Annotated in this window: 18 protein-coding genes, 1 tRNA gene and 2 pseudogenes; 12 read left to right on the top strand and 9 right to left on the bottom strand. The window is 67.7% G+C overall.

Going from position 1 to position 22,967, the window contains the following annotated elements:
• Position 1: 1 nt before the first annotated feature.
• On the bottom strand, positions 2-445 hold the full coding sequence (locus tag ACZ50Z_RS06640) for a universal stress protein (RefSeq protein ID WP_009954226.1): 444 nt from the start codon (positions 443-445) through the stop codon (positions 2-4).
• Positions 446-729: 284 nt separating this feature from the next.
• Between ACZ50Z_RS06640 and ACZ50Z_RS06635 the strand changes: the two genes are divergently transcribed.
• Entirely contained in the window at positions 730-2,325 is a 1,596-nt protein-coding gene (locus ACZ50Z_RS06635; RefSeq protein WP_464482824.1) for a mannosyltransferase, read from the top strand.
• Positions 2,326-2,336: 11 nt separating this feature from the next.
• Here ACZ50Z_RS06635 and ACZ50Z_RS06630 read toward each other — a convergent pair whose 3' ends face one another.
• The 3 genes from ACZ50Z_RS06630 to ACZ50Z_RS06620 form a co-directional block, all read right to left on the bottom strand.
• The gene (locus tag ACZ50Z_RS06630) at positions 2,337-3,755 is read right to left on the bottom strand and encodes an MFS transporter (protein WP_464482823.1); all 1,419 of its coding nucleotides are present in this window, start codon (positions 3,753-3,755) and stop codon (positions 2,337-2,339) included.
• Positions 3,756-3,812: 57 nt separating this feature from the next.
• Positions 3,813-5,984 (bottom strand): excinuclease ABC subunit UvrB, encoded by a 2,172-nt coding sequence (uvrB, locus tag ACZ50Z_RS06625; RefSeq protein WP_464482822.1) that lies wholly within the window; start codon positions 5,982-5,984, stop codon positions 3,813-3,815.
• Positions 5,985-6,182: 198 nt separating this feature from the next.
• Entirely contained in the window at positions 6,183-8,231 is a 2,049-nt protein-coding gene (locus tag ACZ50Z_RS06620; protein ID WP_464482821.1) for a serine/threonine-protein kinase, read from the bottom strand.
• 153 nt (positions 8,232-8,384) lie between these two features.
• Between ACZ50Z_RS06620 and ACZ50Z_RS06615 the strand changes: the two are divergent.
• The 8 genes and pseudogenes from ACZ50Z_RS06615 to ACZ50Z_RS06580 all read left to right on the top strand — a co-directional run.
• Positions 8,385-9,257: pseudogene (locus ACZ50Z_RS06615) on the top strand (FHA domain-containing protein); the annotation flags it as partial.
• A 42-nt stretch (positions 9,258-9,299) separates the two neighbouring features.
• Positions 9,300-9,794: pseudogene (locus ACZ50Z_RS06610) on the top strand (ATP-binding cassette domain-containing protein); the annotation flags it as partial.
• 42 nt (positions 9,795-9,836) lie between these two features.
• Positions 9,837-10,982, top strand: a complete 1,146-nt coding sequence (locus tag ACZ50Z_RS06605) for an ABC transporter permease (RefSeq protein ID WP_464486118.1) — start codon at positions 9,837-9,839, stop codon at positions 10,980-10,982.
• Positions 10,983-11,076: 94 nt separating this feature from the next.
• Entirely contained in the window at positions 11,077-11,517 is a 441-nt protein-coding gene (locus ACZ50Z_RS06600) for a ribonuclease FAU-1 family protein (protein WP_464486117.1), read from the top strand.
• Positions 11,472-11,720 (top strand): chemotaxis protein CheB, encoded by a 249-nt coding sequence (locus ACZ50Z_RS06595; RefSeq protein ID WP_464482820.1) that lies wholly within the window; start codon positions 11,472-11,474, stop codon positions 11,718-11,720. The genes ACZ50Z_RS06600 and ACZ50Z_RS06595 overlap by 46 nt, the downstream gene beginning before the upstream one ends.
• A 5-nt stretch (positions 11,721-11,725) precedes the next feature.
• Entirely contained in the window at positions 11,726-12,724 is a 999-nt protein-coding gene (ligD, locus tag ACZ50Z_RS06590; RefSeq protein WP_464482819.1) for a non-homologous end-joining DNA ligase, read from the top strand.
• Between the two features lie 32 nt (positions 12,725-12,756).
• Positions 12,757-13,542 (top strand): Fpg/Nei family DNA glycosylase, encoded by a 786-nt coding sequence (locus tag ACZ50Z_RS06585; protein ID WP_464482818.1) that lies wholly within the window; start codon positions 12,757-12,759, stop codon positions 13,540-13,542.
• A gap of 58 nt (positions 13,543-13,600) precedes the next feature.
• Positions 13,601-14,017 carry a hypothetical protein gene (locus tag ACZ50Z_RS06580; protein WP_464482817.1) on the top strand — a complete coding sequence of 139 codons (417 nt, stop codon included), beginning with the start codon at positions 13,601-13,603 and terminating at the stop codon, positions 14,015-14,017.
• Here the strand turns inward: ACZ50Z_RS06580 and coaE are convergent.
• The 3 genes from coaE to polA form a co-directional block, all read right to left on the bottom strand.
• The gene (gene coaE / locus ACZ50Z_RS06575; RefSeq protein ID WP_464482816.1) at positions 14,014-15,228 is read right to left on the bottom strand and encodes a dephospho-CoA kinase; all 1,215 of its coding nucleotides are present in this window, start codon (positions 15,226-15,228) and stop codon (positions 14,014-14,016) included. The genes ACZ50Z_RS06580 and coaE overlap by 4 nt on opposite strands.
• Positions 15,229-15,246: 18 nt before the next feature.
• The gene (gene rpsA / locus ACZ50Z_RS06570; RefSeq protein ID WP_464482815.1) at positions 15,247-16,689 is read right to left on the bottom strand and encodes a 30S ribosomal protein S1; all 1,443 of its coding nucleotides are present in this window, start codon (positions 16,687-16,689) and stop codon (positions 15,247-15,249) included.
• Positions 16,690-16,932: 243 nt separating this feature from the next.
• Positions 16,933-19,593: a DNA polymerase I gene (polA, locus tag ACZ50Z_RS06565; RefSeq protein ID WP_464486116.1), complete on the bottom strand. Its 2,661-nt coding sequence runs from the start codon at positions 19,591-19,593 to the stop codon at positions 16,933-16,935.
• Between the two features lie 164 nt (positions 19,594-19,757).
• On the opposite strand from polA, the gene ACZ50Z_RS06560 reads away from it, so the two are divergent.
• Together ACZ50Z_RS06560 and ACZ50Z_RS06555 are read left to right on the top strand one after the other, a co-directional pair.
• Positions 19,758-20,201: a Zn-ribbon domain-containing OB-fold protein gene (locus tag ACZ50Z_RS06560; RefSeq protein ID WP_464482814.1), complete on the top strand. Its 444-nt coding sequence runs from the start codon at positions 19,758-19,760 to the stop codon at positions 20,199-20,201.
• Positions 20,198-21,400: a lipid-transfer protein gene (locus ACZ50Z_RS06555; RefSeq protein ID WP_464482813.1), complete on the top strand. Its 1,203-nt coding sequence runs from the start codon at positions 20,198-20,200 to the stop codon at positions 21,398-21,400. Before ACZ50Z_RS06560 ends, ACZ50Z_RS06555 begins: the two co-directional genes overlap by 4 nt.
• 221 nt (positions 21,401-21,621) lie before the next feature.
• Here ACZ50Z_RS06555 and ACZ50Z_RS06550 read toward each other — a convergent pair whose 3' ends face one another.
• Entirely contained in the window at positions 21,622-22,236 is a 615-nt protein-coding gene (locus ACZ50Z_RS06550; protein WP_464482812.1) for an ANTAR domain-containing response regulator, read from the bottom strand.
• A gap of 112 nt (positions 22,237-22,348) precedes the next feature.
• Here ACZ50Z_RS06550 and ACZ50Z_RS06545 point away from each other — a divergent pair.
• Positions 22,349-22,425 (top strand) — tRNA-Leu (locus ACZ50Z_RS06545).
• Between the two features lie 288 nt (positions 22,426-22,713).
• Here the strand turns inward: ACZ50Z_RS06545 and ACZ50Z_RS06540 are convergent.
• Entirely contained in the window at positions 22,714-22,908 is a 195-nt protein-coding gene (locus ACZ50Z_RS06540; protein WP_464482811.1) for a hypothetical protein, read from the bottom strand.
• Positions 22,909-22,967: the final 59 nt, after the last annotated feature.

Below are 22,967 nucleotides of genomic sequence, written 5' to 3'. Positions count from 1 at the left end.
GTTACGTCGTGGTGTGCACGATCAGAACGTCGGTCTTGGCCCGGCGCGAGACGTTGGCCGGCACCGATCCCAGCAGCCGGCCGGCGATGGTGCTCAGACCGACGTTGCCGACCACGAGCAGGTCGGCCTGCTCTTCCTCGGCGAGGTGCACCAGCGCATCGACCGGCGCCCCGACGATCGGGCGCTCGTCGATGTTCTGCGCACCGGCCGCCTGCGCGCGGTCCTTGGCGTCGCGCAGAATGGCGTAAATCGGCGCGGTGCCCGAAACTTTGTAGCTTTCGTCCCGCAGGGCGTCGGCGGCCCGGGCGTCCTCATGTTGGGGCAAGTACGCCGAGGCCACGATCAGCTTGGCGTCCGGCCCGGCGATCTGCGCCGCCTTCTCCACCGCACGCATCGACGAGTCCGAGCCATCGGTTCCCACCACCACAGTCCGATAGGCGCCCATTTACCCTCCCAGTTTCGGTTGGTCAGCCAACCCAAGACAGTATCGCGTTTGCTCGATACAGAGGAGATAGATGCGCGACACAGTGTGGCGCGGCGCACGCGCAATTTGCGGCTTCTTTGTGGGCCAACGGACAATATCGTAAATGGCGGAACAATCGAATGCCCGGGGCGGCAACGGAAAGCATTGCATTGCGCCGCTTTTCGTGAACATCGATGCGACCTGCAAATGCGGCGGGCACTGCTTGTGACCGGTTCGACCGACCGAGCCCTACAGTAACAACCATCATGTCTAATTCCGCGCTCGAGCCCACCCTCGAGCCGATTTTCGAGCCGCGCGCCGGGGATGTTGTCAACAAGCCCGGCGCAGCACACCCCTCCGGCAGGTTGCTCGACCCGTGGGCGATCGCCCTGTTCGCCGCCGTCGTCAGCGCCGCCTGGGCCTGCCGACCTTCGCTGTGGTTCGACGAGGGGGCCACCATCTCGGCCGCGGCGAGCCGGACCCTGCCCGAACTCTGGCGGTTGCTGGGCCACATCGACGCGGTCCACGGGGCGTATTACCTGGTGATGCACGGTTGGTTCGCCCTGTTTCCGCCCACCGAGTTCTTCTCGCGGCTTCCCAGCGCCTTGGCGGTGGGCGCCGCGGCCGCCGGGGTCACGGTGTTCGCCAGGCAGTTCGCGACGCGGCCGACGGCCGTGTGCGCGGGCGTCGTCTTCGCCATCCTGCCCCGCACGACATGGGCCGGCATGGAGGCGCGGTCGTACGGCTTCGTGGCGGCCGCGTCCGTGTGGCTGACGGTCTTGTTCGTGGCCGCCGTCCGGCGCAACCGGCCCCGCTGGTGGGTTGGGTACGCGCTGGGACTGATGTTGTCGATCCTGCTCAACGTCAACCTCGTCCTGCAGGTGCCGGTGTACGGCGCGATCCTGCCCCTGCTGCTGCCCGCGGGGTCCCGCCGATCCCCCGTCCTGTGCTGGGCCGCCAGCTCGGCCGTCGCGGTCGGGGCGATGGTCCCGTTCGCGCTGTTTGCCCATGGCCAGGTGTGGCAGGTCGGCTGGATCTACCCGGTGAGCTGGCATTACGCGTTCGACATCATCCTGCGGCAGTATTTCGACCACAGCGTCGCCTTCGCCGTGCTGAGTGCCGTCGTGATCGTCGCGGCGGCGGCCGCCCGGCTGGCCGGCGCGCCGGCCCCGGCCGGCGACCCGCGCCGATTGTTGATCCTCTGCGCGGCGTGGATGGTCATCCCGACCGCGCTCGTCGTCATCTATTCGGCCGTCAGCGAACCGATCTACTACCCGCGCTACCTGATCTTCACCGCTCCCGCGATGGCCATCGTCCTGGCCGTCTGCATCGTCACGCTGGCCCGCCGGCCCTGGGCCGTCGTCGCCGGGGTGCTGCTGTTCGTCATTGCCGCGGTGCCGAATTACCTGTTCGTCCAGCGCTGGCCGTACGCCAAGGAGGGCTGGGACTACAGCCAGGTCGCCGACCTGATCGGCTCGCACGCCGCCCCCGGCGATTGTCTGATGGTGGACAACACCGTGCCGTGGCGGCCCGGGCCGATCCGGGCCCTGCTGGCCACCCGGCCGGCCGCCTTCCGGTCGCTGATCGACGTCGAGCGCGGCGTGTACGGCCCGACGGTCGGTTCACTGTGGGACGGCCACGTCGCCGTGTGGCTGACCACGGCCAAAATCAACAAATGTTCCACAATTTGGACCATTACCAATAAAGACGCCTCTCTGCCCGATCACCAATCGGGACAATCGCTGCCGCCAGGAAGCGCATTCGGGCGCGCCCCGGCATACCGATTCCCGGGCTATCTCGGGTTCCACATTGTCGAGCGTTGGCAGTTCCATTACTCGCAGGTGGTCAAGTCCAGGCGGTAATCGCCGTCGGCTCAGCCCACGTTGGCAACCGCCCGCGCCTGGCGCGTGGCGCGGGTCGCAGCGTAGGACACCGCCACACCCGCGGCACTGAATGCGGTGAAGACCGTGAACAGCAGATGCGCGGCCATCGCCTCGCCGCCCGTGGCGGTGTTGACGACGACCCCGGCCAGTCCGGCGCCGATCGCCGCGGAGGTCAGCTGCACGGTGTTGATCGCCGCCGAGGCGGCACCGCCCTCGGCCGGGTCGTTGACGCAGGCCATCGCGCGTGCCGACAGGTGCGGCCAGGCCATCCCGATCCCGATGCCGGCAACCAGCAGGGCGACCGCCCACAGCGCGGCGGTCCAGGCGGATTCGTCGCCGTGCCGGGCGACGGCCCCCAGCGCCAGGCCGGACGCGGCGACCAGCGGGGCCACCATCACCACCCGCCCCATCGTTCGCGGGTTTTCCAGCGAGGCGCTGACAATTTCGCTGACCGTCCACCCGAGGGCGAGCGCCGCGCCCAGGAAGCCGGCGGCGATCGGCGTCAAGTGGGCCAACCGCTGCCCGAACAGCGGCACATAGGTGTTCACCATCGCGGCCCCCATCAGGACGCCCATGGTGAGGTAGATCCACTTCAACGGCCCGGGCGAGAACACGCTGGGCGGCAGGATGGCCGCGTGCATGCGCCAGTCGACGATCACGAACAGGCCGACCAGGAGGATGCCGGCCGTGAGCAGCCCGTACGTCGCGATGGTGTTGCGTGGAATCTGCGCGACGCTGACGGCCAAAGCGGCCACACCGATGATCAGCAGCGACCACACGGGCACCTTCATCCGCGGGATTCCGTTCGTCGGGTCGACGCGGGCCAGTGCCACCGGCACTAACAAGGCCATCAAGACGGTCAGAACGGCCATCGCGACGAATGCCCACCGCCAGATCCCGAACTGGGCGAACAGGCCGCCTGTCGTGGGTCCGACCACCGTCGCGACTCCCCACATCGCCGACACCAGCGCCGAGCCCCGCGTCCACAGCCAGCGGGGCAGCGCGGAGTTGATCACCGCGTAGCCCAGCCCGGCCAGCAAGCCCCCGGCCACCCCCTGCATCGCCCGTCCAGCAATCAGAACGTGCATGGTGGGCGCGGCAGCGCAAACCAGGCTGGCGATGCCGAACACGGCGAGTCCCAACAGATACGACGACCGCGCCCCGACGCGCAGCAGCATCGGATTGACCATCGTCGCCGCGACCACCGAGCCGACCAGGTACAGCGTCGTCACCCACGCGTAGAGCCGGCTTCCGCCGATCTCGGCGATGGTGTTGGGCAACAAGCTGGTGGTCAGGAACTCGTTGGTGGCGTAAAGCGCTACCCCTCCGGCCAACAGGATTGACGTCCTCAGATACCGCGCGCCCAGCAGCTCTCGCCAGCCGCCGGTGATAGTCGCCGCGTCGGTCACCCCTCTACCGTATGGGGTGTGGCGGGGTTACCGGCCGGAGATCGGTTGCCAGCAAACTCATTTCAGGCCGGCGGCGTCCATCCCGCGCAGCTCCTTCTTGAGGTCGGCGATCTCGTCCCGGAACCGCGCGGCCAGCTCGAACTGCAAGTCCCGGGCCGCGGCCATCATCTGCGCGGTGAGGTCCTTGATCAGGTCGGCCAGTTCGGCGCGGGGCATGCTGGTCGTGTCGCGGCCCTCGAAGACCCCGGCGCTGACCGCGCGGCCGGGCTCGCCCTGCGCGCGCCGACCGCGGGACGCGTTGCGCCCTGACCCGCCGATCTCCACCGTTTCGCTGTCGTCCGCCTCGCGATAGACCTGGTCGAGGATGTCGGCGATCTTCTTGCGCAGCGGTTGCGGGTCGATCCCGTGCTCCTCGTTGTAGGCGACCTGCTTCGCCCGGCGCCGTTCGGTCTCGTCGATGGCTTCCTTCATCGAATCGGTGATCGTGTCGGCGTACATGTGCACTTCGCCGGAGACGTTGCGGGCCGCGCGGCCGATGGTTTGGATCAGGCTGCGCGAGGACCGCAGGAAACCCTCTTTGTCGGCGTCCAGGATGGCGACGAGCGACACCTCGGGCAGGTCCAGACCCTCGCGCAGCAGGTTGATGCCGACCAGCACGTCGTACTCGCCGAGCCGCAGCTGGCGCAGCAATTCCACCCGGCGCAGCGTGTCGACCTCCGAGTGCAGATAGCGGACCCGGATGCCCATCTCGAGCAGGTAGTCGGTGAGGTCCTCGGCCATCTTCTTGGTGAGCGTGGTGACCAGCACCCGCTGGTCGGCGTCGGTGCGCTTGCGGATCTCGCCGATCAGGTCGTCGATCTGCCCCTTGGTCGGTTTGACCACCACCTTCGGGTCCACCAGGCCCGTGGGCCGGATGACCTGCTCGACGAACTCGCCGCCGGACTGGCTGAGCTCGTAGGGGCCCGGGGTGGCCGACAGATACACCGTCTGCCCGATGCGGTCGGCGAACTCCTCCCACGTCAGTGGGCGGTTATCGCACGCCGACGGCAACCGGAACCCGTACTCGACCAGGTTGCGTTTGCGCGACATGTCGCCCTCGTACATGCCGCCGATCTGTGGCACGGTGACGTGCGACTCGTCGATGACCATCAGGAAGTCTTCCGGGAAGTAGTCGAGCAGCGTCGCGGGCGGCGAGCCCGCCCCCCGGGCGTCGATGTGGCGCGAGTAGTTCTCGATGCCCGAGCAGAACCCGACCTGGCGCATCATCTCGATGTCGTAGTTGGTGCGCATCCGCAGGCGTTGCGCCTCGAGGAGCTTGCCCTGGCCCTCCAGCTCGGCCAGCCGGGCGGCCAGCTCCTCTTCGATCGTCGAGATGGCGTGGGCCATCCGCTCGGGGCCGACGACGTAGTGGGTGGCCGGGAAGATGCGCAGCGAGTCGACCTGGCGGATCACGTCGCCGGTCAGCGGGTGCAGGTAGTACAGCGCCTCGATCTCGTCGCCGAAGAACTCGATGCGCACCGCCAGCTCTTCATAGGACGGGATGATCTCCACGGTGTCGCCGCGCACCCGGAACGAGCCGCGGGTGAAAGACAGGTCGTTGCGGGTGTACTGGACGTCGACCAGCAGCCGCAGCAGCCCGTCCCGGGGCACCTCGTTGCCGACCCGCAGCTCCACCGAGCGGTCCAGGTAGGACTGCGGTGTGCCCAGGCCGTAGATGCAGGACACCGACGCCACCACGACCACGTCGCGCCGCGACAGCAGCGACGATGTCGCGGAGTGCCGCAGCCGCTCGACGTCGTCGTTGATCGAGCTGTCCTTTTCGATGTAGGTGTCGGTCTGCGCGATGTACGCCTCGGGCTGGTAGTAGTCGTAGTACGACACGAAGTACTCAACGGCGTTGTGCGGCAACATCTCCCGCAACTCGTTGGCCAGCTGGGCGGCCAGCGTCTTGTTGGGCGCCATCACCAGGGTGGGCCGCTGCAGCCGCTCGATGAGCCAGGCGGTGGTAGCCGACTTCCCGGTGCCGGTGGCGCCGAGCAGCACCACGTCGCGCTCCCCCGCGTTGATCCGGCGCTCCAGCTCGTCGATGGCCGCCGGCTGGTCACCGGCGGGATCGTGCGGGCTGACCACTTCGAAGCGGCCGCCGACGCGCACCAACCCCGCGACGGCCTCTTCGGCCGGGCGGTACTCCGAATGAGCAACTACCGGATGTTCGGTGGCGAACGCCATGGCACCAGGGTAGAACGAGCCACCGACAAGTGCGTCGGAGCTGGTCTGACCGCCGCGGGCGGATGCCTCGAACCACATCCGTCACCTGCGTATCAGGAGGGAAGGACAGCATGCTTCCCGAACGTGCTAGCGGGTGCGATAGCGGATTCGAAACTCACCTAACTGGTCCCGGAGGCCGGCCCCCCGGCAAAACTCGGGCTACCCCGCGGGACGCGTCCACGTCCGGGTGACCGGGTCGCACTGCAGCAGGTAGCCGTCGCTGGAGGTGCTCATGGCGAACACCGAGGTGCCCGGCCGGTCGCACGAGCTACCGGCCGCGTGCACTCCCATGGTGATGGGGGCCTTGGCCCAGCTGCTGCCTTCGCACACGATCTGCTCGTTGTTGGTCGGGTCGTAGGCGACCTTGCCGACGTCGGCGCACAAGCCGCCGAGTACGGGAGGCGCCGGCGCGGACGCGGTGGTCGAGGTGTTGATGACCTGGGTCGGGTCACCCAGCGTCACCGCGGCCGGCGCCGCGCCGGCCCGGGTGGCCACCACGGGCACCCGCACCACCGCCCCCTGCGCTCCGCACTCGTTGCTGAGCACGGTCTCGGTCTCGGTGCCGCGCAGCGTGCCGTCGGCCTGCGGCGCCAGTGACCAGGCGACGGTTTCCTGCTGGGTGGCCGGGCCGTGACCGTTCGGCTGAGTGCAGCCCACCCGCAGCTGCTCGGGCGCCCCCTGCCAATACCCGCCGACGTAGCGCAGGGTGTCGGCCTGGCCGCCGGTGCTGGCCAGCTTGTGGGTGGTCTCGTCCAGCTGGGTCCCGGCGGCCGCGCAGCCGTTCGTGGTGCAGGCCGAGCGGAACGCCCACCAGTCTGTGGTGGCCCCGCCGTGCCGGACGCCGATGCCGTTGGTGGTCCGCTTGGCCTGGTCGTAGTCCAGCCGGTAGGTCCCGTCCAGCGCCGGTCCCCCCGCGGCTGGCGCGGCGCTCGGGGCGGGCACGGACGGCTTGGACGCGAGCGCGGGGTTCGGCGGCGGCGTGGTGGGCTGAAACGAGTACAGGATCGACCAGGTCGCGGCGACGGCGACGAGCACGGCGCACACCAGCGCCGCGGCCCACCGGCTCGTCGACGAAAACCGGTGGTTCACAGCCGCAAGGGCGCCACCGGGCCCGCGCCGGCGGTGCAGCGTCAACGGGGCGGTGCGAGGCCGGGTTTCGGCCGACTGCTCGCCGACGGCCGTGGCGAACGCGCGGCACCGCGCGAACCTGTCCTCGGGCCGTTTGGCGAGCGCCTGGGAGAACACGTCGTCGAGACTCGCCAGATCCGGACGAAAATCGCTGAGCCGCGGCGGGGCCTCGTGCAGGTGCTGGCTGATCACCGCGATGGGGTTGGAATGCTGAAACGGCGGCGCGCCGGTGAGCAAATGGAAAGCCGTTGCGGCCAAAGCGTATTGGTCCGCACGACCGTCGATGGGAGCACCCGCGAGCTGCTCGGGCGCGGCGTAGGCCACGGTTCCCACCGCGACGTTGGTTTCGGTGATGCCGCTGACGTCGCCCAGGTGACGCGCGACACCGAAGTCCGCCAACAGGATTCGGCGCTCTCCGTCTTCAGGGTGGGTAAGCAGGATGTTGGCGGGCTTGACGTCGCGGTGCAGCAGGCCGCGGTCGTGCGCGTAGTCCAGGGCGCTCGCGACCGCTTGCACGATGGCACCCACCTCCTGGATCGGCATGCCCTCGGGGTGGCTTTCCTTGACCAACCGCGACGCGTCGGTGCCCTCGACATAATCCATCGAGATCCACAGATGCCCGTCGAAAGCGCCGCGGTCGTGGACGCCGACGATGTGGGGATGCCACAGCGTCGCCGCGAGATCGGCCTCCCGATTGAACCTTTCGCGGAACTCGGGATCGGCCGTCACCGCCTCGGCGAGGACTTTGATCACGTCGCGGCGTGGCAGCCGGGGATGCAACGCCAGGTAGACCTCGGCCATGCCACCGGCGCCCAGTTGGCGCAAGATCGTGTAGCCGGCGAATGGCGCGCCGTTTCCCACCGCGAAGCGCGGCGAAACGGACTCGCTGTGTGGTTGTGCCGCTTCGGGTTTCGCGTTCGGCGAAGAATTCACCGGTGGTATCCGGCGGAACAGCTGTCCGATCGGCATGGCGGGCAACGAGTGAACACCCGCGCGCAGCGCCTCACGGGCCTGGCGTGGGTTGCTCAGCAGTCGTCGCCCGGCGCCGATGCGCCGGGTCGGTCGCTTGTGCTCATCCATCAATCCCGTGGCCCCCTCCGTTCGAATAATGCCGCACGCCAGTAGGCGATTCGACTCAGGCGACTATGAAAGCGCTATGAATAGCCGAGTCGAAACAAAGGGAAGTCACAGCCGGATCCCATAGAGGCACGGCCCGCACGCACCGATACTTGAGTGGTGACTCGACCCGCCCCGCCTCTCCTGACCATTCGGCACGACGGGTCCCAACGATCTTTCGCGGCCGGACACGAAGTGGTCGTCGGACGTGACGCACAGGCCGACGTGCGGATCGCCGATCCGCGAATCTCGCGCGCGCACCTGATCCTGCGTTTCGATCAAGGACGCTGGCTGGCAATCGATAACGGCTCGCTCAACGGGACCTATCTCAACGGTTACCGGATGCCGGTCATCGATATCCACGACGGCCAGAGCATTCACGTCGGAAACCCGCGAGGCCCGCACCTGACCTTCGCGATCGGCCCCCGGATGGGCCAGGCCAGCCGGCCGTCCCCCACCCGGCCCAGCCACGATTCCGGGCCGCCGACCCTGGCGTGGTCCGCGCTGGGCGGGCAAACGAATCCGACGCGTCATCGGCCCCCTTCCGTTCGGGGTGGCGGTCCCCGCGGCCCGCGGTCGAAGCCCGCACCACGTCCGTCGCCGCCGCGCGGCGCGCGGCCGGAGGAGTTGACCGTCGTCGATCCGGGCTCACCCGCGAGGTTGCAGGCCGCGCCGGCAACGGAATTCACGGTGATCGACGCCAAAACGGCCGACGTGTCGAACCTGGCGACGCGTTTTGTGAGACTGCTCTCGCCACGGGCGTCGTCGGCCGCGGGCACGACCGGCGCCATGACGATCGGGCGCGCCCCCGAGAACGACATCGTCGTCCCCGACGTGTTGGCGTCGCGTCAGCACGCGACGTTGGTGCCCACGCCGCTGGGCACCGAAATCCGGGATAACAGCGTCAACGGCACGTTCGTCAACGGGACCCGGGTCGGGTCGGCGATCCTGTCCGAGGACGACGTCGTCACCATCGGCAACGTCGACCTGGTGTTCCGTGACGGCACGCTCACCAAGCGCAGCGAAGCTACGATGCGCGGCGGCGGCCTCGAAGTGCGCAACGTCAAGTACGTCGTCGACAACGGCAAACAACTGCTCGACGACATCTCGCTGATCGCGCGGCCCGGAACGCTGACCGCCGTGATCGGCGGGTCCGGAGCCGGAAAGAGCACCCTGGCCAGGCTCATCGCCGGCTACACCACACCGAGTTCGGGCTCAGTGACATTCGAGGGACACAACATTCACGGCGAGTATGCGTCCCTGCGCAGCAGGATCGGCATGGTGCCGCAAGACGACGTGGTGCATCGCCAGCTGACCGTCAACCAGGCGCTGGGCTATGCCGCCGAGCTGCGGCTGCCACCCGACACCGGCAAGGCGGACCGTGCCAGGGTCGTCGCTCAGGTGCTCGAGGAGCTCGACCTGACCAAACACGCCGACACTCGCGTCGACAAGCTGTCCGGCGGGCAGCGCAAACGCGCGTCGGTGGCGCTCGAACTGCTGACCGGCCCGTCGTTGTTGATCCTCGACGAGCCGACGTCGGGCCTGGACCCCGCGCTGGACCTGCAGGTCATGACGATGCTGCGCCAGCTGGCCGATGCCGGTCGTGTCGTACTGGTCGTGACGCACTCGCTGTCCTATTTGGACGTCTGCGACCAGGTACTACTGATGGCGCCCGGCGGCAAGACGGCCTACCGCGGCTCGCCCGAGCAGATCGGCGACGCGATGGGGACCACCAACTGGGCCAAGATCTTCACCCAGGTCGGTGCCGACCCGGAGGAAGCCAACCGCCGTTTTCTGGAACAGAGCAAGGGCCAGAAACGGCCTGCAAAGCCGTTGTCGGACATGGCCGATGAGCCCAGTGGGCTCGGTGAACCGGTGCACACCAGCGTGCGACGCCAGATATCGACCATCGCCCGGCGGCAGTTTCGCCTCGTCGTCGCCGACCGCGCCTACTTCGTCTTCCTGGCGCTGCTGCCTTTCATACTGGGTTCGCTGTCCTTGACCGTCCCGGGCAGCAACGGATTTCATGCGCCGGGACCGAATTCGGGAACGCCCGACGAGGCCGCACAGATCCTTGCCCTGCTCATGCCGGCCGCGGCATTCATGGGAACCGCCTTGACAATTCGCGACCTGGTCGGCGAACGCGCCATCTTCCAGCGGGAGCAGGCGGTCGGCTTGTCGACCACCGCCTACCTGCTCGCCAAGAGCGCGGTGTTCTGCGCCTTCGCCATTCTGCAGTCGGCGATCGTCACCGCGATCGTGGTGGCCGGCAAGGGCGCACCGACGCGCGGGGCAAACCTGTTCGGCCACTCCACGATCGGGGCCACCGTCGAACTGTTCGCCACCGTCGCCGCGACGTGCGTCGCCTCGGCCATCCTGGGCCTGGCCATCTCGTCGCTGGTGCGCTCCAGCGAGCAGATCATGCCACTGTTCGTGGTGACGGTGATGGCGCAGCTGGTGCTGTGCGGCGGCATGGTGCCCGTGACCGGCCGGCTCGGCCTGAACCAGCTGTCGTGGGCGATGCCGGCGCGCTGGGGCTACGCCGCCGCGTCGTCGACGACGGACCTGCGCCACCTGGTGCCCGATTCCCTGCTGCCCCAGGACCGGTTCTGGCAGCACACGCCGAAGACCTGGCTGCTCGACATGGGCATGCTGGCCGCGCTGTCGCTGTGGTATGCCGGATTTGTGCGGTGGAAGATCCGGTTGCGCCGGTAGGGTGAGTTCATTCAGGAGGAGAAGCGCCATTCATCCACCGAAACACGAGACCTTCGACCTAGTGGGCCGCACCAACACCGATCCCAAAGGGATCGTGCGGGCCGTGGACGAGTATGCGGTGCACCCGTGGGGTCTTTACGTGGCTCGCCCCACCCCCGGCCGCGCTCAGTTTCACTATCTCGAGTCGTGGCTGCTGCCGTCGTTGGGGCTGCGCGCCACAGTTTTTCACTTCAACGCCGGCCACGAACGCGACCATGACTACTACCTGGACGTGGGCGAATACACGCCGGGTCCCGAGGTGTGGCGCTCCGAGGATCATTACCTGGACATCGAGGTCCGCACCGGCGCCCACGCGGAACTGACCGACGTCGACGAGTTGCTCGATGCGGTCCGCCACGGCCTGCTGACTCCCGAGATCGCCGAGCTGGCGGTGCGACGCGCCGTGGCGGCCGTGGATGGATTGGCCCGCAACGGCTATGACCTGTCGCGGTGGCTGGCCGGTGGTGGCATGGAGCTGACGTGGCGCGCCCATTGAGGACGCCATCCGTACGCGCGGGCCTGCCCGCCGATTTTGACGTACCCGTCGTCGTGGCCCAGCACCGGCGTCCCACACCCGATGGTGATGATCCGCTGGTCGAAATTCTGTCCCGCGCGAACCGCTTGCCGATTCGAGTCGCCGAGGCCGGGGCTCCGGCCGACAAGCCGATTCCCGTGCCACCGCCGGCCTGCCCCAACTAGGCACCATGACGGACTTCGCTGCTTTGCCCGGTCGAGTGCGCGACGCACTGCACGACGAGGCGGTGCCCGACTGGCGCGCGCCCACTCTGGCCAGCCTCACCGAGGACCGGTTCTCCGATCCGCACTGGATCTTCGAGCGCAAGTTCGACGGCATGCGTTGCCTTGCATTCCGCAACGGTGACCGGGTACTGCTGTTGTCGCGAAATCGACAGCCGCTCAACGGAACCTATCCCGAGTTGGTGGATGCGCTCACCGCCCAGCCCGTCACCCGCTTCGTCCTGGACGGCGAGGTGGTGGCGTTCGAGGGCCGGCGGACCAGCTTTGCCCGGCTGCAGGCGCGGCTCGGCATCACCGACCCCGACGTGGCGCGGGCGTCGCCGGTGCGGGTCTTCTACTACGTTTTCGATCTGCTGCATCTCGACGGCAAATCCACCGTCGATGTACCGCTGCTGTGGCGAAAGAGATTGCTGCGCAACACGATCGAGTTCGCCGATCCGCTGCGCTACGCCCCGCACCGGGTCGGGGACGGGATGGCCGCCTACCGGGCCGCATGCGAGCGCGGCGACGAGGGCGTGATCGCGAAGCTGGCCGACTCCCCCTATGAGGGCCGTCGCTCGAACAAGTGGTTGAAGTTCAAATGCGTACGCGACCAGGAATTTGTGGTCGGCGGCTACACCAGCCCGAAGGGCACGCGCATCGAGTTAGGTGCGCTGCTGTTGGGGTACTACCAGGGCAATGAGTTGCGCTATGCGGGCAAGGTGGGCACCGGCTTCGACGGGGCCACGCTGCGCAGGCTGCACGAGCGGCTGGCGGCGAACGAGCAAGACGCGTCGCCCTTCAGCCGGGGATCGGTGCGCGAGGCCGGCGCGCGCTGGGTGCGCCCGGAGCTGGTGGTCCAGATCGGATTCACCGAGTGGACCCGCGACGGAAAGCTGCGCCACCCCCGCTATCTCGGCATCCGCACCGATACGGACCCGGCCGAGGTGGTGCGGGAGACCCGCTGACGACGACGGGTCGCGTCGATCGGTGAATCCACGTGCCTGAACTACCCGACGTCGAAGGGTTCCGGCGGCAATTGGCCGCCACCTTGCCGCGGCGGCGAATCAGGCACGTGCAGGTGCACGATCCAGGGATTCTGCGTAACACCACCGCAAAAACGCTCGCGCGCAAGCTGACCGGTCATCGCTTCGCCGGCCCGCGCCGGCACGGGAAGTGGCTGGTGCTCCCCACGGACGGCCCGGCGCTGCTGGTCCACAGCGGCATGACCGGCCGCCCCTACTATGCCGCCGACGGGGCCACCCACGACCCCTGCGAGCGGCTGCTGGTGGCGCTGGACAAGGGCGAACTGCGCTACGCCGACTTGCGCAAATTGCGCGGTGTGTGGCTGGCCGACGACGCCGACGACATCGCGCACATCACCGGGCCGCAGGGGCCCGACGCGTTGGGCCTCGGCCTGCGCGAGTTCCGCGCGGTGCTGGCCTCGCGGTCCGCCCGCTCGCGGCAGCTCAAACCCACGCTGATGGACCAGTCGGTGATCGCCGGCCTTGGCAATCTGCTGGTCGACGAAATCTGCTGGCGGGCGAAGATTCGGCCCACCGTGGCGGTGGCGGAACTGGGCGACGAGGAGGTGAAGGCCCTGCACACGGCGATGACGCGGGTGCTGCGCACCGCGGTGCCGCATGGCCGGGTTCCGGGCTTGCCGCGGTGGCTCACCAGGGTGCGTGACGAGCCCGACCCGCGCTGCCCGCGCTGTGGCGCGCGGCTCGAGCGTTCCCGGGTAGGCGGCCGGGCGACGCTGTGGTGTCCGCGCTGCCAGCCGTAGCGCAAACCAGCACAAACCATCTGGTCCGCAAATCACGCTGGTTGTAGTGTCACCGGCTATGAGCTGCAAATTCCGCACGCTGGTGCCGATCGCCGTGGTGGCGGTGATCGCCGCTAGCGCCCAGCTGAATCCGGCGACCGCGAAGGCGGACCTGCACAACATCACGTATCGGGCCAGGATCGACGGCGTCACGACGGGCAGCCAGGCCACGTTCGTGATCAACGGCGGCCAGACGAACACGGCCGGGCTCAGTTCGATGCCCGGCAACGCGTTCGAAGCCGACACGGTGTTGCCCGACCCGCAGCAGGCCGGCATGCGCATCGTGCTCCACTTCCCGTACTCGGCGAATGTGCACTGCGAGATCGACGTGGACGACAACGTTTTCGTGCAGGCCGACCAAATGGTCAGGCCGGTGGCCGGAAACGCCGATCCGGGCAACGGTGCGCTGCAGTGTGGGGCGCCGTTGCCCGGCTAGGGCTTCCAGCCCGTCGAGTCGGCCCACTCCCAGGCCCGCCGGTAGGCGTCGAGAAACCACGGCTCTTTGACGGCGACGTAGGCCGCGGTGTCTTCCCCGCCGTCCCTTTCCGCGGCGCGCTTGATGCCCAGGTACTCGGCGCGCGCGTCGGGGTCGGCGGTCAGCCAGTCGACGAACAGCAGGGCGAACTGCTGATTGGGCCACCCGTCCACCCGGATGTGCACGTTGGTGGGCCGGCCGGGATCCGCCGAGGCGTGAATCCGCTTGGCCCACAACGCCGGATCGTCATCGCCGTCGTAGCGGTCGGCGGTGCTGCGCGCGTCGCTCTTGGCGACATCCTCGAGGATGCGCTCGATGCGCGGGTAACCCGCGGTCAACAACGCGTCGGCGAGATCGTCGGCGACGGCGAGGGATTCGACGGTGATCTGGATGTCGATCAGGTCTTTGGCGGGAAAATCCGGCACGGCCGTCGAACCGATGTGGTCGACGCGCAACGCCCGGTGCCCGCAGGTCGTCTTCAGGCGGTTCACGATTCGCTGCGCCTGGTCCGGCCAGCTCGGGTCCGGCGGCACCAATCGGGCCGGCGCCCGGGCGATCTGACGCGTGCTCAGGTTGTGGGCGAACGGCACGATCCGGTTGTCCCACACGTCCTGGGCCCGTTGCCCCAATTCCGCTGGGCTGCCCGAGTTGTCCAGCCAGATGTCGGCGACCGCGCGGCGCTGGTCGTCGCTGGCCTGGGCGGCGATCCTGGCGCGGGCATCGTCTTCGGCCATGCCGCGCAGGTCGACCAGCCGCCGCAACCGCACCTCGACGTCGGCGTACACGATGACCACGAGCGGGAACAGCGGCGCCATCCCGGACTCCACCAGCAGCGGAATGTCCTCGACCACAACCGAATCCTCGGGCACCGACGCGATGATCTCCGCGCGCCGTTTCCCCACCAACGGGTGCACGATCCCATTCAGCGTCTGGCGGGCCTCGTCATCACGAAAGGCCTTGGCGGCCAAGGCCGGCCGATCCAGCGATCCGTCCGGCAGCAGGATGTCCTGACCGAACGCCTCGACGAGCGCCGCCAGCCCTGCGGTGCCCTGCTGGACCACCTCACGGGCGATGACGTCCCCGTCGACGATGACGGCGCCGCGTTTTTCGAACGCGGTCGACAGCGCCGACTTGCCGGCGCCGATGCCACCGGTCAACCCGATACGCAGCATGGCGTCCTCAGGTGAGGGTCACGCGTTGCCGGCGAGTTTCTCCCGCAGCGCGGCCAATTGGGCGTCGCTGGCCAGCGATCCGCCTGCCTTCTCCGGAGGCGCACCGTTGCCCGGTGACTGCTCGCCGGCGGTGTGGCCGGCGGCCTCGGCCGCGGCGAACTTCTCCATCTGCGCGGTGTGCATCTTGTGCCGGCGCTCGGCCTCGGCGTAGCGCGCCTCCCACTCGGTGCGCTGCTTGTCGAATCCCTCGAGCCATTCGTTGGTCTCGGAGTCGAAGCCCTCGGGGAAGATGTAGTTGCCCTGATCGTCGTAGCTGTCGGCCATGCCGTACTTCGCCGGGTCGAACTCGTCGGTGTAGTCCTCGTTGGCCTGCTTGAGCGACAACGAGATCCGGCGACGCTCCAGGTCGATGTCGATGACCTTGACCATCGCGTCGTCGCCGACGGCGACCACCTGGTCGGGCACCTCGACGTGGCGCTCGGCCAGCTCGGAGATGTGCACCAGGCCCTCGATGCCCTCTTCGACGCGGACGAACGCACCGAACGGAACGAGCTTGGTGACCTTGCCGGGCACGATCTGGCCGATCGCGTGGGTGCGGGCGAAGTGACGCCACGGGTCTTCCTGAGTCGCCTTCAGCGACAACGACACCCGCTCGCGATCCATGTCGACGTCGAGCACCTCGACGGTGACCTCGTCACCGACCTGGACCACCTCGGACGGGTGGTCGATGTGCTTCCAACTCAGCTCGGAGACGTGCACCAGACCGTCCACACCGCCGAGGTCGACGAACGCGCCGAAGTTGACGATGGAGGAGACGACACCCTTGCGGATGGCGCCCTTCTGCAGCTGGTTGAGGAACTCGCTGCGCACCTCGGACTGCGTCTGCTCCAGCCACGCGCGGCGGCTCAGCACCACGTTGTTGCGGTTCTTGTCCAGCTCGATGATCTTGGCCTCGATCTCCTTGCCGATGTACGGCTGCAGATCGCGGACCCGGCGCATCTCGACCAGCGAGGCGGGCAGGAAGCCACGCAACCCGATGTCGAGGATCAGGCCACCCTTGACCACCTCGATGACGGTGCCCTTGACGGCCTCGTCCTTCTCCTTGAGCGCCTCGATGGTGCCCCAGGCGCGCTCGTACTGCGCGCGCTTCTTGGACAGGATCAGGCGGCCCTCTTTGTCCTCCTTGGTGAGAACCAGGGCCTCGACCTCGTCGCCCACGGAAACGACCTCGTTGGGGTCGACGTCGTGCTTGATCGAGAGTTCGCGGGCGGGGATGACCCCTTCGGTCTTGTAGCCGATGTCGAGGAGCACCTCGTCCCGGTCCACTTTGACGATCGTGCCTTCGACGATGTCACCATCGTTGAAGTACTTGATCGTTTTGTCTATTGCGGCGAGAAAGTCCTCGCTGGAGCCAATGTCGTTGACGGCTACTTGGGGCGAGGTGACGGCGGGACTCGGCATATTGTTGGGGTGCTCCGGACAGGTTTGGTCGTAGGGACAATTGGGATTTACCCATCGAGGCTACTCGACTGTGCACACGCTGGCCAAACTCAGCACGGCCGCATCTGGTCGAACGGTTGCGCCGAATGTAACGCCACTGCGAATTTTCAGGCGATTCTTCGCCGTGACGTTACGCTCGACGGCTGATTGAGCAGCAAATATGCGCTCGAAGGCCGGACGTGTGCCGAGACGCTTCGATCCGCGCTAGTGCGCCGCAGCGTCCCAGCTGCGCCCGTAGCCCACCGAAACCTCCAGCGGTACGTCCAACGGATAGGCGCCGCCCATCTTGTCGCGCGCCAGCGCCTCGAGCTGCTCGCGTTCCCCCGGCGCGACCTCGAACAGCAGCTCGTCGTGCACCTGCAGCAGGATCCGCGAGGAAAGCCCGGCGTCCCTGATCGCCTTGTCGGTCTCGATCATCGCCACCTTGATGATGTCGGCCGCGCTGCCCTGGATGGGCGCGTTGAGCGCCGCGCGCTCGGCGGCCTCCCGCACCTGGCGGTTACTGCTGTCGAGTTCGGGCAGGTAGCGCCGCCGGCCGAACACCGTCGACGTGTAGCCGTCCTTGCGGGCCTGCTCCACGACGGCCATCAGGTAGTCGCGCACCCCGCCGAACCGGGCGAAGTACTGCTCCATCTGGTCTTTGGCCTCTTCGGTGGAGATTTTGAGCTGGGCGGACAGCCCATAGGCGCTCAATCCGTAGGCCAGCCCGTAGGACATGGCCTTGACCCGGCGGCGCAGTTCGGCGGTGACCTCCTCGATCGGCACGCCGAAGGCGCGCGAGGCGACGAACGAGTGCAGGTCCTCCCCGGTGTTGAACGCCTCGATGAGCCCCTCGTCCTTGGACAGGTGGGCCATGATCCGCATCTCGATCTGGCTGTAGTCCGCGGTCATCAGCTCGCTGTAGCCGGCGCCGACCACGAACGCGTCGCGGATCCGCCGGCCGGCCTCGGTGCGGATCGGAATGTTCTGCAGGTTCGGCTCGGTCGAGGACAACCTGCCCGTGGCCGCGATGGTCTGGTTGAAGGTGGTGTGGATGCGCCCGTCGGAGGCCACCGAATTCAGCAGCCCGTCGACGGTGACCTTGAGCCGGGTGGCGTCGCGGTGGGCCAGCAGATGCTGCAGGAACGGGTGACCGGTCTTATCGAACAGCGACTGCAGCGCGTCCGCGTCGGTGGTGTAACCGGTCTTGGTGCGCTTGGTCTTCGGCATCTCCAGCTCGTCGAAGAGCACCGCCTGCAACTGCTTGGGCGAACCCAGGTTGATCTGCTTGCCGATCACCGCATAGGCCGCTTCGGCCGCATCCCGGATCAGGTGGGCGAAATCGCTTTGCAGCTCGGTCAGCAACTCCAAATCGACTGCGATACCGGCGTTTTCCATCCCCGCCAGCACCCGCTGCACCGGCAACTCCATGCCGCTGAGCAACGAGGTGGAGTTGATGCGGGCCAACTCCTCGTCGAGGGCGTCGGCCAGATCCAGCACCGCCACGGCACGCAGCAGCAGCGTCTGCACCGCCTGGTCGTCGGTGCCGTCGGTGTCGTCGAGCAACGAAAGCTGTTGCTGCTCAGGGTTTTCGGCCCGCAACTCGCGGCGAAGGTAGCGCAGCGACAGGTCGTCGAGAGAGAAGCTGCGCTGCCCGGGGCGCACCAGGTAGGCCGCCAGCGCGGTGTCGGAGGTGACGCCGGCCAGCGTCCAGCCCCGCCCGAGGAGGTCGTGCATGGCCAGTTTGGCTTCGTGCAGCGCCTTGGGCGGGCCGGGGTCGGCCAGCCACGACGCCAGCGCCGCTTCGTCTTCGGGATCGAGCGCCGCGGTGTCGATGTAGCGGCCCTCGCCGTCGGCGGAGACGATGGCCAGCGCGGTGGCGTCGGCGTCGTAGGCCAAATGGGTGCCGACGACGGCAAGCCCGAAGCGCTTCCCCGAGCTGTGTTCGGCCAACCACACCGCCAGCTCGCCGGCTTCCAGCGCGCCGCCGCGCACATCGAAGCCCTCGTCGACCTCGGGCTCCACCGCGGCCAGCGTCTCGAAGAGCCGGTCCCGCAGCACCCGGAACTCCAGGTCGTCGAAGAGCCGGTGGATCTGGTCGCGGTCCCACGGTTGCAGCCGCAGCGTGTCGGGCGTCTGGGCCAGGGGCACGTCTTTGACCAGGTCGGTGAGCTCGCGGTTACGGATCACGCTGGCCAGATGTTCGCGCAGCGCATCGCCCACCTTGCCGCGCACCGAATCGACGTTGTCGACCAGCGCCTGAAGCGAGCCATACTCGCCGATCCATTTGGAGGCGGTCTTCTCCCCCACGCCGGGAATGCCGGGCAGGTTGTCGCTGGGATCGCCGCGCAGGGCGGCGAAGTCGGGGTACTGCGTGGGCGTCAGCCCGTACTTTTCGACGACGGCGTCGGGCGTGAAGCGGGTCAATTCGCTCACCCCCTTGCGCGGGTAGAGCACCGTCACGTTCTCGCTGACCAACTGCAGTGAATCGCGGTCGCCGGTGACCACCAACACGCGATAGCCCTCGTTCGAGGCCTGGGTGGCCAGGGTGGCGATCAGGTCGTCGGCCTCGAATCCCGGCTCGGCGAGCACCGTGATGCCCAGGGCCGCCAGGACTTCCTTGGTGATGTCGATCTGGCCGTGGAACTCGTCGGGCGTCGCCGACCGGTTGGCCTTGTACTCCGGATAGCGCTCGGAGCGGAAGGTCTGCCGGGAGACGTCGAAGGCCGCCGCGATGTGGGTGGGGGCTTCGTCGCGCAGCAGGTTGATCAGCATCGCGGTGAAGCCGTAGACCGCGTTGGTGGTCAGCCCGCCGCGGGTTTTGAAGTTCTCGGCGGGCAGCGCATAGAACGCCCGAAACGCCAAAGAATTGCCGTCCAGCAGCATGAGCGTCGGCCTGGTTTGTTCCTCGCTGGCCTTGGTGGCGGTTTTCGTGGCGGGCACGGCTTTTACTCTAGGCACCCGGTGCGACGAGTTACGCGCCGCAACCGCACCGCCCGCAGAACTGCAACACGTTTCAGTTTCGGGTTGGGGCTGGGTAGTCTGACCGAGTGCCAGAGGTCACCAGTCAAGAACCCGCGATCGACGGATGGTTCGCCGCCGATGACGCCGGAAACCCGCATCTGATCGGCAGCAAGTGCCCCGAGTGTGGCACCTATGTCTTCCCGCCCCGGGAGAACAACTGCCCCAACCCGGCCTGCACCAGCGACACCCTGGACGCCGTCGCCCTGTCGACCCGGGGAACGCTGTGGAGCTACACCGAGAACCGGTACCCGCCGCCCGCGCCCTACCCGGCGGCCGACCCGTTCGAGCCGTTCGCGATCGCCGCGGTGGAGCTGGCCGACGAGGGCATCATCGTGCTCGGCAAGGTCGTCGAGGGCACGCTGGCGGCCGATTTGAAGGTCGGCATGCAGATGGAACTGACCACCATGCCGCTATTCACCGACGCCGACGGCGTGGAGCGCATCGTGCACGCTTGGAAGGTGGCCTCATGAGTACTCCCGAACCGCTGTACATCCTCGGCGCCGGCATGCACCCCTGGGGCAAGTGGGGCCGCGACTTCACCGAATACGGCGTGGTCGCCGCGCGCGCGGCGCTGGCCGAGGCCGGACTGGACTGGCAACAGATCCAGCTGGTGGCCGGCGCCGACACCATCCGCAACGGCTACCCGGGCTTCATCGCGGGGTCGACGTTCGCGCAGAAGCTGGGCTGGAACGGCGTGCCGGTCAGTTCCAGCTATGCCGCCTGCGCCAGCGGCTCGCAGGCCCTGCAGAGCGCCCGCGCCCACATCCTGGCCGGCTTCTGCGACGTCGCGCTGGTCATCGGCGCCGACACCACACCCAAGGGCGCCTTCGCCCCGGTCGGCGGTGAGCGCAAGAACGACCCCGACTGGCAGCGCTTCCACTTGATCGGCGCGATGAACCCGGTCTACTTCGCGCTGCTCGCGCGCCGCCGCATGGACCTCTACGGCGCGACGTCCGAGGACTTCGCCGCGGTGAAGGTCAAGAACTCCGCGCACGGCCTACAGAACCCGAATGCCCGCTACCGCAAGGAGTCCTCGGTCGAGGACGTGCTGGCCAGTCCGGTGGTGTCCGACCCGCTGCGGCAGCTCGACATCTGCGCCACCTCCGACGGCGCCGCGGCGCTGATCGTGGCCAGCGCCGAGTTCGCCCGCAAGCACCTCGGCTCTCTAGCCGGTGTGCCGTCGGTGCGCGCGGTCAGCACGGTCACCCCGCAGTATCCCCAGCATCTTCCCGAATTGCCGGATATCGCAACGGATTCCACCGCCGCCGTGGCCGCGCCGGAGCGGGTGTTCAAGGATCAGATCCTCGATGCGGCCTACGCCGAGGCGGGCATCGGACCCGAGGACGTGAGCCTGGCCGAGGTCTACGACCTGTCCACCGCGCTGGAACTCGATTGGTACGAGCACCTGGGCCTGTGCCCCAAGGGAGAGGCGGAGTCGCTGCTGCGCAGCGGCGCAACCACGATCGGCGGCAGGGTCCCGGTCAACCCGTCCGGCGGGCTGGCATGCTTCGGCGAGGCCATCCCCGCGCAGGCGATCGCTCAGGTCTGCGAGTTGACGTGGCAGCTGCGCGGTCAGGCCACCGGCCGACAGGTGGAAAACGCCACGGTCGGGGTCACCGCCAACCAGGGGCTGTTCGGGCACGGCTCGTCGGTGATCGTCGCCCGCTAGGGATTACCGCGGCCGTGGGTTGCGGTGTGAAGCCTGGGTTGCGGCGTGAAGCCACGGTTGCTGTGTGAAGCCGCGGCTTTGACTGTGAAGGCTGGGCTTTCGGTGTGAAGCCTGGGCGCGGATCGTCGGCGTGTCGTCGCCGAGGGTTCACACCCAAAGCCAACGATTCACACTCGACGGCACTGGGCTACTCCTTGGGCTGCCCTAAGCCGCTCCCTGGGCTACTCCTTGGGCGGGTCCAGGGTTTCCAGGACGACTTCGGCCACCCGCCGCATCGTGGTCCGCCGGTCCATGGCGGCCCGCTGAATCCACTTGAACGCCTCGGGCTCGGTCATGCCCTGTTCGGTCTGCAGCAGCCCTTTGGCGCGCTCGACAAGCTTGCGGGTCTCGAGCCGATCGGACAGCGTCGCCACCTCGCGTTCCAGCTCGGCGATCTCGCCGAAGCGGCTGACGGCCAATTCGATGGCCGGGATCAGGTCGCTGATGGTGAACGGCTTCACGAGGTAGGCCATCGCCCCGGCATCCCGGGCACGCTCGACCAGGTCGCGCTGACTGAACGCGGTCAATACGACGATCGGGGCGATGCGCTTGCTGGCGATCTCCGAGGCCGCGTCGATGCCGTCGCGGCGCGGCATCTTCACGTCCATGATCACCAGGTCCGGCTGATGGCGCTCGGCCAGCTCGACGGCTTCCTGCCCGTCGCCGGCCTCGCCGACGATCTCGTAACCCTCCTCTCGGAGCATCTCGGCGAGATCCAAACGGATGAGCGCTTCGTCTTCAGCGATCAGGACCCGGCGCGGCACAGCGGCGTCGGTGTCGGTCGTGGGGCCTGTCATGACGGACATTGTGTCGCGAACGCCTCAGACCAGCGTGCGCGGGGGCGGTGTGGCAGGTGAGGACACCAAATCCTCTATGGTGGGAGGCTGCCTCTAAGGTAAGAGGCCGCAAGCCCTCGTATCCCAACTGGCAGAGGAAACGGATTCAAAACCCGTCCAGTGTGAGTTCGAATCTCACCGAGGGCACCACCAGCAACACGGTCGGCGGGCGCCATCGGCGCCGGCTTTCCGGTACCAAAGTGGCGTTTCGGCAGCAGCTGCCAGCCCAGAAGTTTAGATATCGGCCTGATTACATCCCAAAGGTATGAATTTGCCCGTATTTATTAACTGTGCGCATTTATAATTGACTGCATTTCGCACCGGGATATGGCGTTGAAAAAGATCACTTGAATTCATAATCCGGGGCGTGATCGGCGGCCTCCACCGTCGACTCGCTATCGGCCCGGCGATCCCCCGAGAACCGGCGAGTCCGAGAGTTCAGTCGCCGATTGATCGCGTGACACACACCTGGCCCGAGGCCGAAACCTCCGGCCCCGCGGTGTAATTGCCGATCGAATCGCCGGCCACCCGCAGCAGCCAACTCGGATCACTACAGGCGATGCTGCAGCCGTCCATGAGCATGGCGGTGAGGGCAATGAGCGACGCAAGGACGATTCTTTTCAGACCCGCCATCAGGCACCCCTTAGTCGAGGCGAACACGTGTCACACAGTGCGTCCAACACGTGTTGAAT

The organism is Mycobacterium sp. NTMscope_MAC_269 (assembly GCF_976985695.1).
Note: the sequence above shows the minus strand (reverse complement) of the source record. Positions and strands in the feature narration are given on the sequence as shown.